The sequence below is a fragment of the Luteipulveratus mongoliensis genome, from assembly GCF_001190945.1.
Taxonomy (GTDB): Bacteria; Actinomycetota; Actinomycetes; order Actinomycetales; family Dermatophilaceae; genus Luteipulveratus; species Luteipulveratus mongoliensis.
In genome coordinates this window covers 15727-28615 of the sequence record NZ_CP011112.1, presented here as the reverse complement: position 1 = coordinate 28615, position 12889 = coordinate 15727, and the positions used below count along the sequence as shown (strand labels likewise).

Below are 12889 nucleotides of genomic sequence, written 5' to 3'. Positions count from 1 at the left end.
GCCCATGACCGCGCACCTGAGGGATCTGGTCTCCGCGGACGCCGAGGCGATGTACCTGGCGCTGCTCGCCGGTGGGGACATGTCGCTGAGCGAGCTGGCTGACCGGCTCGACCTGGACGAAGGCGCGGCCGACGGGCTGGTGGCCGATCTGGAGCGGGTCGGTCTGGTCCTCGTGCGCGGAGGAGTGCTGTCGGCGCAGTCGCCTCGCTCTGCTGTTGAGGCGTGGGCGCTGACCCGAAAGGCCGAGGAGGCTCGTGCGTGGCAGGGCGCGGAGGCGCTGGCCCAGCTGTACTCCGCAGGTGCGGGCTCGGGCGTGGACTGGGTGGAGGTCGTGCGCGGGAAGGTTGCCGGCCGTCGGGCCTTCGCCAACCTGCAGAGCTGCGCAGTCTCAGAGGTACGCGCCTTCGACCGTGGTCCGTACCTCACCGACATCGGCGAGACCATCGCGGACGGTCAGTCCGAAGCGCTCGAACGTGCCGTCGCGTACCGCGTGATCTATGACTCCGAGGTCCTGCAGAGTCCGGCGCGGCTGGCCGTCGCGCGGGACTCCATCGCGCTGGGGGAGGAGGCCCGGGTGTTCCCCGGCCTCCCGATGAAGCTGTTCCTGGCCGACGGGGATCGCGGCTTGATCGCGTTGCCGCATGCCTCCCGAGGAACGATGGACTCGTTGATCATTCGGCCCTCGGTGCTGCTGGATGCGTTGTCTCAGCTGTTCGAGGCGTTCTGGCGGATGGCCGTCCCGCTGTCCACGGACGCGCCGGCCGACACCGGGGACGAGCTGGCCGCACGATCAGAAGATCTGCGCGACGTGCTCGTCCGGCTCAGCATCGGGCTGACCGATGATGCGATCGCTCGCGAGCTGGGCATCAGCGAGCGGACAGTGCACCGTCGGGTCCGGCGCCTTCAGGAGCTGCTCGGCGCCCAGACGCGATTCCAGCTGGGTATTCAGGCCACGCGTCGCGGTTGGTTGTAGGGGACCGCGACGCGCCTGCCTCAGGTGGTGCAGGTAGGGCCCAGGTCGGTACACGGCCGGGCCCTACCTGGTCTTTAGGCCCTCCCGGGCACGGCTGGACGATGTGGTTGATCGCCGAGCAAAATCGTCAGGCTGCCGGATCGAGCGACGGGCCTGATAGTTCCGTTGCTGTTCATGTGCGGACTCCAGATCTGGCCGGGTGAGGCACCGATGCTTCTTTCGAGAGTGCTGGAGGGGCGGACCGCAGCGCTACCGAATCGGGTGTCCCATTCCTGACGTGGCGGGTATTTGTCACCGTTAACACGAGACGAACGGGCGGCCGATGTTTAGCGTCACTCCTGTGACGCACAAGGCCCGGGTCCTGCTGGTGGAAGATGACATCGCCATCTCCACCGCGCTCGCGGCCGCCCTGGAGCGAGACGGCTACCAAGTCGAAACGCGGTATGACGGCGCCGGCGCGCTCGAGAGTCTGCCCAACCGGCCGGACGTCATCCTCCTTGATCTCGGGCTGCCGGATATGGACGGCCTCGAGGTGTGCCGCCGCATCCGCCACAAGGACGTCTCCGTCCCGATCCTGATGCTGACCGCGCGCTGCGACGAGATCGACGTGGTGGTCGGCCTCGACGCTGGCGCCGACGACTACGTCACCAAGCCCTTCCGGATAGGCGAGCTGATGGCCCGACTGCGTGCGCTTCAACGGCGCCCGCGCCCCGCGCCGTCAGAAGCAGACCCCAACCTGCTGCGCGTCGACGAGTCGGGAGACGTGCATCTGCGAGGACGGCCACTGGGCATGCCCCGCTCTGAGAGCGCCATCCTGCGGACGCTGATCCGCAATGAGGGCCGAGTCGTCAGCCGTGAGCAGCTTGTCCACGTCTCCGCGGACGGCTGGCCGGGGTCGTCCAAGAGCATCGACATGCACATCAGTCAGATCCGCCGCAGGCTGGCCATCGACGAGGCCGCCTCGCGCATCATCCACACCGTGCGCGGCTACGGCTACCGCCTCGACCTCTGACCCGGAGCCCTACCGCTGGTCGCGTAGGCGAGCCCCCTAGGCGCCGTCCCGCTGGTCGAGTAGGCGAGCCCCAAGGCGCCATCCCGCTGGTCGAGTAGGCGAGCCCCAAGGGGCGAGCCGTATCGAGACCCGGTGACCGCGTGCACCTGGGTCTCGATACGCCTCCGCTAGCGCTCCGGCTACTCGACCAGCGGTGGAAGCTGACGCTCCGGCTACTCGAGCAGCGGCGGTGGTTCGTGAAGAAATACAACCTTGTTGTACAGATCTACAACAAAGTTGCGCTTCTCCGGACACCCCAGAACCACCCAGCCGCGACACGCCGAGCCATCCCGCTGGTCGAGTAGGCGAGCCCCAAGGGGCGAGCCGTATCGAGACCCGGTGACCGCGTGCACCTTGGTCTCGATACGCCTCCGCTAGCGCTCCGGTTACTCGACCAGCGGTGCTGTCGGCTACTCGACCTGCGGGGTCGTCGCGAGGGCGTCGCGGCGGGCGGTGAGGAACGCGACCTCCGCGGGGTTGCTCGCCAGCTCGATGCCACGGTCGTACGCCGCCCGTGCCTCGTTCGTACGACCGAGCCGCCTCAGCAGGTCGGCCCGGGTCGCGTGGAACGGGTGGTAGGCATCGAGGTCGAGCGCGTCGACGATCGCGAGTCCCGTTGCAGCACCATCGATCTCAGCGACAGCGATCGCTCGGTTGAGGGCGACGACGGGAGTCGGGGACACGGCGTACAGCTGGTTGTAGAGCGCCACGATCTGTGACCAGTCGGTGTCCGCGGCCGTGCGCGCATCCGTGTGCACCGCATTGACGGCGGCGAGGAGCTGGTACGTCCCGGGCTGGTTGCGCTGGAGGCACCACCGGACGAGGTCGTGGCCCTCGTCGATGAGCGCGCGATCCCACGCGGACCGGTCCTGCTCGTCGAGCGTGACGAGCACGCCGTCTGCATCGACGCGAGCGGGTCGCCGTGCCTCGGTCAGCAGCATGAGCGCCAGCAGCCCGGCGACCTCGGGCTCGTCCGGCATCAGGCTGCGCAGCACACGACCTAGCCGAATTGCCTCGTGGCACAGGTCAGTTCGGATGGCGTGCTCGCCGGACTGCGGCAGATAGCCCTCGTTGAACACGAGGTAAATCGTGGCCAGTACGCCACGGAGGCGGTCCGGCAGCTCCGAGTCGCGTGGCACTCGGTAAGGGATGTTGGCGGCCGAGATCTTGCGCTTGGCGCGCGTAATCCGTTGTGCCATGGTCCTTTCCGGGACCAGGAACGCGTCGGCGACCTCAGGCACCGTGAGACCGCCCAGCAGTCGCAGAGTGAGGGCGACCTGGGTGTCGGTCGCGAGGGCCGGGTGGCAGCAGGTGAAGAGCAGGCGTAGCCGGTCGTCGTTGACCGAGGTCACTGGTGTGATCGGCATGTCCTCCTCCTCTCCATAAAGGTGGTGCGACTCAGCGTGCTTGGCGTCGCGGTGCGACTCGCGTCGGAGCCGGTCGATGGTGCGGTTGCGCGCAGTCGTGGTCAGCCACCCGCCGGGGTTGGGCGGCAGCCCGTCCTGCGGCCAGCGTTGGAGCGCCTCCACGAAGGCCTCCTGAGCCATCTCCTCGGCGAGGTCGATGTCCCCGAAGCGTTTGATCAAGGTGGCGACGACACGGCCGAACTCCTCTCGGAAGATCGCCTCGATCTCGTTGGTAGCCAAGGAGTCCGGCACCGAGTCGTCAGCCCTTGCTCGCGGAAGCGTTCAGGCGGTCGACGTCTTCGTCGCCGTCGAATGCGCGGACCTCTACCGGGCCACCGCACGCCTTGGAGGCCTCACCGGCGATCCGTCGGGCAGCCTCCAGATCGGCCGCCTCGATGATCCAGAAGCCGCCGAGGAACTCCTTCGACTCACCGAACGGGCCGTCGGTCGTGACGACATCGACGCCGGTGCCGTCGACCACGCTCGCCTGGGTGACCGGCTCGAGCCCGCCGCCGAAGACCCACGCGCCCGCCTCAGCGAGCTTTTCGTTGAAGGCGGCGACCGATCCGTACGCCTCCTGCGTGTCCGGCTCAGACCGCTCCGGATCTCCCTGGCGGCCCATTACGGCCAGCAAGTACTGCGTCATGGCTTCTCCTTCCGAGGTTGTGGTTCAGGGAACGTCGACGCCGAGGTCGCGCGCGGCTTCCTCGATGCTCTGGAACGGTCGTACCTCGACCCGCGCACGGCAGGCCTTGGAGCCTTCGGCAGCCAGCGCCAAGGCGGCGTCGAGATCAGGGACCTCGACGATCCAGAAGCCGGCGAGATACTCCTTCGACTCGCTGTACGGGCCGTCGGTCGTGACGACGTTGTCGCCTCGGTTGTCCACGACCGTGGACGTGCTGATCTCGTGCAGCCCACCGGCGAAGACCCAGACGCCGGTCTCCTGCAGCTTGTCGTTGAACTTGCCCGTGTCCGCCCAGGACTGCTTCGTCTCCTCCGGCGTGGGACGCCCGTCCGGGTCACTCACCACGGACATCAGGTACTGGGTCATTGTGCTGCTCCTTCGGTCGCCTCGAGGCAGGTCCGTTTGCCTGCTCTCATCATGTCTACGAACGGGGTGCGCCCGATGCGACAACGCGAATCAAAAGGTTCGGATCGTTGGTCGAGTAGGCGCTCCCGGCTACTCGACCAGCGACTGGGGAGAGGCGAGATCGGTCGTACGACGGGTGACGGTCTCGCGCTTGGTCTCGTTGACCGCGCTCTCGTACGCCGCCACCAGGGCCGCGATCGTCAACGGCTTGAACCTCTCGACCGTCTCCCGGAGCTGGTCGGGCGGGAGCCCGGCCTCCTTGTACGCCGGCCACACCTGCGTACGGAACAGCTCGGTCAGCTCATCGGCGATGGCCCGACCATGCGCCGTGAAGATCTCGTGGGCGGCGAGCGCTGCGGCCGGTGGCAGGCCGAGGTCGAGCATGGTGACGCCGATCGACAGGTGTGCGCCCGCGACTTGGTAGTGGTCGCGGCTGACCAGCTGCACGATGCCGAGCGTCGACAGTGTCTCGAGGTCGTCCTTGCTGAGTGGTCGACCGGCCCGCGCGTCGAGCTCGGCGCGAGTCAGCGTCTCGGGCAGGTCGGGCATCCAGGGCGCCAGGAGAGTCCGGTGCAGCGCGATGGTCTCGGGCGTGGCGTCGGACGGGATGCGGGCGAGGTAGCTCTCGATCGCCGCCAGCGTGAACCCGTGCGCCTGCAGCTCACGGACCAGCTCGAGCCGGGCCAGGTGATCGGCTGTGTAGTACGCCGAGCGGCCACGCTTGGTGGGCGCCGGCAGCATGCCGCGGCTCGTGTAGAAGCGGATCGTCCTGACGCCCACCCCGGATCGGGCGACGAGCTCGTCCAGGCTGAGCTCGCCGACGGGGCGAGGGACCTGAGACATGCGCGGCATCGTGGCACACCTCCTGATCACGTCGTGGAAAGTCTGACCCCAACCATAGTGACAGTGACACTGTCAGTGTTAGCGTCAGGGCATGGCTGACTCCCCGCAGGCGCTCGTCTATGACGCCATCCGTACGCCGCGTGGTCGCGGCAAGAAGACCGGCTCCCTCCACGAGGTGAAGCCGATCGACCTCGTCGTCGGGCTGCTGCACGAGCTGCAGACCCGCAACCCGTCCCTGGACGCCAACCGCATCGATGACGTCGTCCTCGGCGTCGTCAGCCCGCTCGGCGACCAGGGCTCCGACATCGCGAAGGTCGCCGCGCTCGCCGCCGGACTGCCCGAGACCGTCGCCGGTGTCCAGCTCAACCGCTTCTGCGCCTCTGGTCTCGAAGCCGTGAATCAGGCTGCCAGCCGGGTGCGTTCGGGATTCGAGGACCTCATCATCGCCGGTGGCGTCGAGTCGATGTCGCGCGTGCCGATGGCCTCCGACGGTGGCGCCTGGGCGATGGACCCGGCGACGGCGATCACCACCGGCTTCGTCCCGCAGGGCGTCGGCGCCGACCTCGTTGCCACGCTGGACGGCCAGTCCCGTACGGCTGTGGACGAGTTCGCGACCGAGTCGCACCATCGCGCGGCTGCCGCGCGCGATGGGGGGTACTTCAAGGACTCGGTCATCCCGGTGCTCGACCGCAACGGCCTGACCGTGCTCGACCACGACGAGTTCATCCGACCCGACACCTCGGTCGAGTCACTCGCCGGTCTGAAGCCGTCGTTCAAGGACATCGGCGACCTGGGCGGCTTCGACTCCGTCGCCCTGGAGAAGTACCACTGGGTCGACGAGATCGACCACGTCCACCACGCGGGCAACTCCTCGGGCATCGTCGACGGCGCGGCTCTCACGCTGATCGGGACTGAGGCGATCGGCCAGGAACTCGGTCTGCGACCGCGAGCGCGCATCATCTCGACCGCCGTCAGCGGCTCGGACCCGACCATCATGCTGACCGGCCCGGTGCCGGCCGCACGCAAGGCTCTCGCTCGAGTTGGCTTGCAACCCAAGGACATTGACCTGTGGGAGATCAATGAGGCATTCGCGGCCGTCGTACTCCGCGTGATGCGTGACCTGGAGATCCCGCACGACAAGGTCAACGTCAACGGCGGCGCGATCGCGCTCGGCCACCCCCTCGGTGCGACGGGAGCGATGCTGCTCGGCACGGTCGTGGACGAGCTGGAGCGACGTGACCTGCAGCGCGGCCTGATCACCCTGTGCGTGGGTGGCGGCATGGGAATTGCGACCATCGTTGAGCGGATCTGAGGACACCATGAGCACTACCACTGAGACCACCGCTGTCCGTTACGACAAGGACGCCGACGGCATCGTCACGCTTACCCTCGACGATCCGCAGGCGAGCGCCAACACGATGAACGAGCGCTACGTCGCCGGCATGGCGGCCGCGATCGACCAGCTCGAGTCCGAGCGGGACGACGTCACCGGTGTGATCCTCGCCAGCGCCAAGAAGACGTTCTTCGCCGGCGGCAACCTCAAGCTGCTGCAGGCTGCGCAGCCCGAGGACGCGGGCCGCTTCTTCGCCGAGATCGAGACCGTGAAGTCCCAGCTGCGTCGGCTGGAGCAGATCGGCAAGCCGGTCGTCGCTGCTCTCAACGGGACCGCGCTCGGCGGCGGACTCGAGATCGCTCTCGCCGCGCACCACCGCATCGCGGTCGACGACCCCAAGTCGAAGTTCGGCTTCCCCGAGGTGACCCTCGGGCTGCTGCCGGGAGGCGGTGGGGTGACCCGCGGCGTACGGATGCTCGGCTTGCAGGACGCGCTGATGAACTGGCTGCTGCAGGGACAGCAGCGTGGTCCGGTCGAGGCCAAGGAGAAGGGCTTCGTCGACGAGATCGTCGCGACGCAGGACGACCTGCTGCCGGCGGCGCGGGCGTGGATCCTGGCCAACAAGGACGACGAGGAAGCCGCGACGCAGCCCTGGGACCGTCCGGGCTATCGGATGCCGGGCGGCACTCCGTCGAGCCCGAAGCTCGCGGCCTTCCTGCCGGCCTTCCCGGCCAACCTGCGCAAGCAGCTCAAGGGCGCTGCCTACCCGGCGCCACGGGCGATCTTGTCTGCGGCCGTCGAGGGTGCGCAGGTCGACATCGACACCGCGAGCCGGATCGAGTCGCGCTACCTCACGTCGCTCGCGACGGGTCCGGTCTCGTCGAGCATGATCCAGGCGTTCTTCTTCGACCTCCAGGCGATCTCGTCAGGGTCGTTGCGGCCCAAGGGAATTGAGCCCTCCAAGGTCTCACGGGTCGGGGTGCTCGGCGCAGGAATGATGGGCGCCGGCATTGCCTATGCGTGTGCCACCCGCGGCATCGATGTCGTCCTCAAGGACGTCTCGGTCGAGGGCGCGGACAAGGGCAAGGCGTACTCCGCCGGACTGCTCGACAAGAAGGTCAGCAAGGGTCGGATGACGGCTGAGGCTCGCGACGAGATCCTCGCGCGCATCACTCCGACCGCCGACGCGGCCGACCTGAAGGGCTGCGATGCGGTGATCGAGGCCGTCTTCGAGGACGCGGGTCTGAAGGCCAAGGTCTTCGCCGAGGCGGAGGAGGTGCTCGGCGACGACGCCCTGCTGTGCTCCAACACATCCACGCTGCCGATCACAGCTTTGGCCGAGAATGTCTCTCGCCCAAAGGATTTCATCGGTCTGCACTTCTTCTCGCCGGTCGACAAGATGAAGCTCGTCGAGATCATCCGCGGCAAGGAGAGCTCGGACGAGACGCTCGCTCGCGCGATCGACATCGTCCAGCAGATCGGCAAGATCCCGATCGTCGTCCACGACAGCCGTGGGTTCTACACCAGCCGCGTGTTCGGGACGCTGATCCTCGAGGCTGCTGCCCTGGTCGAGGAAGGCGTGGACCCGGCCACCATCGAGCGGGCCGCAACCATGGCGGGATTCCCAGCTCCGCCACTGGCGATGCTCGACGAGGTGTCCCTGACGCTGACTCAGCACATCCGGGCGGAGGCGATGAAGGAGACCGGCGTGGATCTGACGGCCATGCCAGGGACCGCCGTGATCGACCGGATGGTGGGCGAGTTCGGCCGCAAGGGTCGCGCCGCCGGCTCCGGGTTCTACGACTACCCAGCCGACGGACCGAAGAAGTTCTGGCCCGGGGTCCGTGAGCACTTCGCCAAGGCCGAGACGGACGTACCGCTGCGGGACATCCAGGACCGCTACCTGTTCGCGATGGCGCTCGAGACGGCCAAGTGCTTCGAGGAGGGCGTCATCGACTCCGCTCCCGCGGCCAACATCGGCTCGATCTTCGGCATCGGCTTCCCGCCGATCACCGGCGGGACGGCGCAGTTCATGCAGGCGTACGACGGGGGCTTGGCGGGGTTCGTCGCGCGCGCTCGCGAGCTGGCGGCGGCGTACGGTCCGCGTTTCGAACCCTCGCCGTGGCTGGTCGCCAAAGCCGAGCGCGGAGAGGCGTTCTGAGATGAGCGAGCTGCCGCTGGCCGGCGTACGCGTGGTGAGCCTGGCGATCAACCTGCCCGGACCGGCCGCGGCCGCTCGCCTGACCACGCTCGGTGCGGAGGTCACGAAGGTCGAGCCGCCGAGTGGTGACCCGCTGGCCTTCGGTGGGCCCGACTACTACACGCGCCTCACCAAGGGCCAGGAGATCGTCACCCTCAATCTGAAGGACGAGGCCGACCTGGACGTGCTGTGGACGCTCCTGGCGGACACCGATCTGCTCGTCACCTCCAGCCGGCCGTCTGCGCTTGCACGGCTCGGGCTCGACTGGTCCACGCTGCACGCCCGGTTGCCGCAGCTGTGTCAGGTGGCGATCGTGGGTCATCCGGGCGAGGCAGCCGAGGTGGCCGGGCACGACCTGACTTATCAGGCGGGTGTCGGGACGCTGCAGCCACCGCACATGCCGACGGTGCTGATCGCTGATCTCGGAGGTGCCGAGCGCGCGGTCGCCGACGGTGTCGCGGCGCTCGTGCAGCGTGGGCGTACGGGCGAGGGTGTCCATCGAGAAGTGGCGCTCAGCGATGTGGCCGAGGACATGTCGCAGCCGGTGAGGAACCGACTTACGACGGCTGAGGGCTTCCTCGGAGGCGCGCTGCCGGCGTACGGAATCTATTCGACAGCAAGCGGATTCATCGCTGTGGCCGCTCTTGAGGGCCACTTCTGGCAGAACCTCACCGAGCAGCTGGGTGTCGAGGGCAGTCGTAGCGATCTGGAGGCGGTCTTCACCACCCGCACCGCTGATGAGTGGGAGGTCTGGGCGCGCGAGCACGACCTACCGATCGCCGCAGTCCGCTCACCTCAACCAGCAGATGCGAAGGACTGAGCCATGCAGCTGACGAGCACCTACCGGTCACCGTGGATGACTGAGGACCTGGACGACGTGCGGACCCTTGCGCGCACGTTCTTCGAGAAGGAGTCCGTCCCGAATCAGGAGCGCTGGGCCGAGCAGCATCAGGTCGACCGTGAGTACTGGAACGCCGCGGGCGCGGCGGGCCTGCTCTGCATGTCGATCCCGGAGGAGTACGGCGGTGGCGGCGGCACGTTTGCGCACGAGGCCGTGGTCATCGAGGAGCAGGCCGCAGCCGGCGACGATGCCTTCGGCAACAGCGTGCACAGCGGCATCGTGGCGCCGTACGTCCTGCACTACGGCACCGAGGAGCAGAAGCATCGGTGGCTGCCGAAGATGGCGACCGGCGAGATGGTCGGGGCGATCGCGATGACCGAGCCGGGCGCAGGCTCGGACCTGCAGAACCTACGTACGACGGCCCGCCTGTCCGACGACGGCGAGCACTACATCGTCAACGGGTCAAAGACGTTCATTACCAACGGTTCCCACGCCAACCTCATCATCATCGTCGCGCGCACTGGTGAGGAAGGCGGCAAGGGTCTGTCGCTCATCGTCGCGGAGACTGAAGGTTTGGAGGGGTTCGAACGCGGGCAGGTGCTGAAGAAGATCGGCATGCACGGCCAAGACACCCGAGAGCTGTTCTTCTCCGACATGCGGATCCCGCGCGAGAACCTGTTGGGCGGTCAGGAAGGGCAGGCGTTCGTCCAGCTGATGGAACAGCTGCCGCAGGAACGGCTGGTCATCGCTGTGTCGGCCGCCAAGGTGGCCGAGCTCGCCGTGGACGTGACCGTCGCGTACACCAAGGAGCGCGAGGCCTTCGGCCGAGAGCTGTTGAAGTTTCAGAACACTCGCTTCGTCCTCGCCGAGTGCGCGACCGAGGCACGCGCCGTACGCACCCTCGTCGACCACTGCGTACAGCAGCACCTCAAGGGTGAGCTCGACGCAGCCAGCGCGTCCATGGCCAAGTGGTACTCCACCGAGAAGCAGTGCGAGGTCGTCGACCGTTGCCTCCAGCTCTTCGGCGGGTACGGCTACATGATCGAGTACCCGATCGCGCGGATGTACGCGTCGTCCCGCGTGCAGAAGATCTACGGCGGCACCAACGAGATCATGAAGGAGCTCATCGCCCGCACCCTCTGAGCACCCGTCGTCACAGAGCCTCGTGCCAGCGACCGCGCGCCGTTATCGTCAGGTGGAGGACTGAAGTCTGACCACGGGAGGCGCGATGTCTGGACAGTCGGTCTCCGTCGCCGGTCCCGACCGGGCGCAGGACACTGAGTTCGCCGACGCGCTCCGTGCCGCCATCGAGGCGCGCGGACTTGGGCTGGAGCGGCTGAGGGAGCACCTCGCACATCGCGGTGTCTCGGTCAGCCTGGCCACCCTGAGCTACTGGCAGTCCGGGCGCAGCCGGCCGGAACGCCCGTCGTCGCTGACCGCCGTGGGGCACCTCGAGACCATCCTTGGTGTGCCACCTGGGGAGCTGGCGATGCTGCTCGGCCCACCACGACCGAGGGGACGGTGGTCCAACCAGGCCACCGACCGTCCGGCCATCGGTGCGTTCTGGCCCTCGCTGTACGACGTGGAGGACGCGGTCGGACAGGTCAACGCGTTCTGGGACGAGCGGCTGACCAGGATCAGCCAGCACGACCGGGTCTTCGTCGGACCGGACCGTGGCGAGCAGTCGTACGTGTCCCGACAGGTGCTGCGCGCGGAGCGTGACGGGCCTGATCGCTGGGTGGTGATCATGCACCTGGACGAGCACGACCGGGCCCTTCCGCAGGTCCAGCCGCTACGGCACTGCCACCTCGGTCGAACCATCGCCAAACCCGAGGTTGGTCTGTTGGTCGCAGAGCTCCTCTTCGACCGCCCACTGCGGCGCGGCGAGACGATCATCACCGAGCACGCGCTGATCAACGAGGCACCTTGCCCGCTCGCCACGAACTACGAGCGGAAGTTCCGACTTCCGGTCCGCGAGTTCGTGCTCGAGATCGTCTTCGACCCGGACGTCGTGCCCATTCATTGCGAGCAGTACACCCGTCGGGAGAATGGCGAGGAGAACGTGCGCGTGGTGCAGATCGACGACACGGGTTCGGTGCATGGCATCGCGTTGGACTTCGAACCCGGCTGTTACGGCTTCCGCTGGGACTGGCCGTCCACCGCCCCCGATCGGGCTGTCGCCTCAGAAGACTGACCAGCCGGTCGCCAAGGAGAATGCCTCGAGCGCTGCCACCCCGGCCACGGAGTTCCCGCTGCGGTCCAGCCCCGGACTCCACACGCACAGCACGCCCCGGTTCGGTACGACGGCGAGGACTCCGCCGCCGACGCCACTCTTGGCCGGGAGGCCGACACGAAACGCGAAAGCCCCTGCCTGGTCGTACATTCCGCAGACCAGCATCGTCGCGTTGATCCGTTTGGCGTTGTCGGTGGACAGGAGGCGCGTGCCGTCTGCCCGTACGCCGCCGCGCACCAGGAAGCGCGCCGCGAGCGCCAGATCGTGGCACGACATCGTCAGCGCGCACTGCTCGATGTAGTTGTCCAGGACGTTCGGAACAGGGTTGTCCAGATTGCCGTAGCTGGCCATGAGATGGGCGAGCGAAGCGTTGCGGTCGCAATGTGCTCTCTCCGATTCCGCGACCGATTTCTCGACATCGATGTTGTGGTTGCCGGATTCGGCACGCAGAAACTCTCTCAACGGCTGCACAGCAGACCCGTGCCGGCTCATCAGCCGGTCGACGCTCACCAATGCTCCGGCATTGAGGAAGGGGTTGCGAGGAATTCCATGGTCATGCTCGAGCTGCAGCAGTGAGTTGAAGGGATGGGTCGAGGCCTCGTGGCCGACGCGTTCCCAGATCGTTTCCCCGTCAGCAGCCAGGGCCAAGGCGAAGGCGTACACCTTGGACAGGCTCTGGATCGAGAACGGCAGCTGATAGTCCCCGATGCCGTGGACCTCCCCGGACGTCGTCGCCAGTGCCAGCCCGAACTGCTGTGGGTCCACCGCGGACAGCGCCGGGATGTAGTCGGCGAGCTGCCCCTGACCGATCAGAGGCTGGATCTCACGGTGCACGTCGTACAGGACCTGCTCAAGATCTGCTGCTGCATCAAGGTGCGACATCACTTCTCTCATCCGGATTCCTCATCGCCACATCCGC

Annotated in this window: 12 protein-coding genes; 7 read left to right on the top strand and 5 right to left on the bottom strand. The window is 67.4% G+C overall.

Annotated features, from left to right (window positions below; translation table 11 throughout):
- Positions 1-4: 4 nt before the first annotated feature.
- Positions 5-973, top strand: a complete 969-nt coding sequence (locus tag VV02_RS00145) for a helix-turn-helix transcriptional regulator (protein WP_052589167.1) — start codon at positions 5-7, stop codon at positions 971-973.
- Positions 974-1313: 340 nt separating this feature from the next.
- Entirely contained in the window at positions 1314-1985 is a 672-nt protein-coding gene (locus VV02_RS00140) for a response regulator transcription factor (RefSeq protein ID WP_245632957.1), read from the top strand.
- Between the two features lie 449 nt (positions 1986-2434).
- Here VV02_RS00140 and VV02_RS00130 read toward each other — a convergent pair whose 3' ends face one another.
- The 4 genes from VV02_RS00130 to VV02_RS00115 all read right to left on the bottom strand — a co-directional run bounded on the left by VV02_RS00130 (position 2435) and on the right by VV02_RS00115 (position 5363).
- A complete protein-coding gene (locus VV02_RS00130) occupies positions 2435-3682 on the bottom strand; it encodes an RNA polymerase sigma factor (RefSeq protein ID WP_052589164.1) in 1248 nt (415 codons plus the stop codon).
- A 7-nt stretch (positions 3683-3689) separates the two neighbouring features.
- Positions 3690-4076: a YciI family protein gene (locus VV02_RS00125; protein ID WP_052589163.1), complete on the bottom strand. Its 387-nt coding sequence runs from the start codon at positions 4074-4076 to the stop codon at positions 3690-3692.
- Positions 4077-4100: 24 nt separating this feature from the next.
- A complete protein-coding gene (locus VV02_RS00120) occupies positions 4101-4481 on the bottom strand; it encodes a YciI family protein (protein ID WP_052589162.1) in 381 nt (126 codons plus the stop codon).
- Positions 4482-4610: 129 nt separating this feature from the next.
- A complete protein-coding gene (locus tag VV02_RS00115; RefSeq protein ID WP_218917320.1) occupies positions 4611-5363 on the bottom strand; it encodes a MerR family transcriptional regulator in 753 nt (250 codons plus the stop codon).
- A 91-nt stretch (positions 5364-5454) separates the two neighbouring features.
- Here VV02_RS00115 and VV02_RS00110 point away from each other — a divergent pair, with 91 nt between their 5' ends.
- From VV02_RS00110 to VV02_RS00090, 5 genes are all read left to right on the top strand, one after another.
- Complete coding sequence (locus VV02_RS00110; protein ID WP_052589160.1) at positions 5455-6675, top strand: acetyl-CoA C-acetyltransferase; 1221 nt, start codon at positions 5455-5457, stop codon at positions 6673-6675.
- A 7-nt stretch (positions 6676-6682) separates the two neighbouring features.
- The gene (locus VV02_RS00105) at positions 6683-8857 is read left to right on the top strand and encodes a 3-hydroxyacyl-CoA dehydrogenase NAD-binding domain-containing protein (protein WP_052589159.1); all 2175 of its coding nucleotides are present in this window, start codon (positions 6683-6685) and stop codon (positions 8855-8857) included.
- A gap of 1 nt (position 8858) precedes the next feature.
- The gene (locus tag VV02_RS00100) at positions 8859-9716 is read left to right on the top strand and encodes a CoA transferase (RefSeq protein ID WP_052589158.1); all 858 of its coding nucleotides are present in this window, start codon (positions 8859-8861) and stop codon (positions 9714-9716) included.
- 3 nt (positions 9717-9719) lie between these two features.
- On the top strand, positions 9720-10880 hold the full coding sequence (locus VV02_RS00095; RefSeq protein WP_052589157.1) for an acyl-CoA dehydrogenase family protein: 1161 nt from the start codon (positions 9720-9722) through the stop codon (positions 10878-10880).
- An 85-nt stretch (positions 10881-10965) separates the two neighbouring features.
- Positions 10966-11931: a helix-turn-helix domain-containing protein gene (locus tag VV02_RS00090; RefSeq protein WP_052589156.1), complete on the top strand. Its 966-nt coding sequence runs from the start codon at positions 10966-10968 to the stop codon at positions 11929-11931.
- Here VV02_RS00090 and VV02_RS00085 read toward each other — a convergent pair.
- Positions 11920-12852 carry a glutaminase gene (locus VV02_RS00085; protein ID WP_083449791.1) on the bottom strand — a complete coding sequence of 311 codons (933 nt, stop codon included), beginning with the start codon at positions 12850-12852 and terminating at the stop codon, positions 11920-11922. The two genes, VV02_RS00090 and VV02_RS00085, sit on opposite strands and share 12 nt — an antisense overlap.
- Positions 12853-12889: the final 37 nt, after the last annotated feature.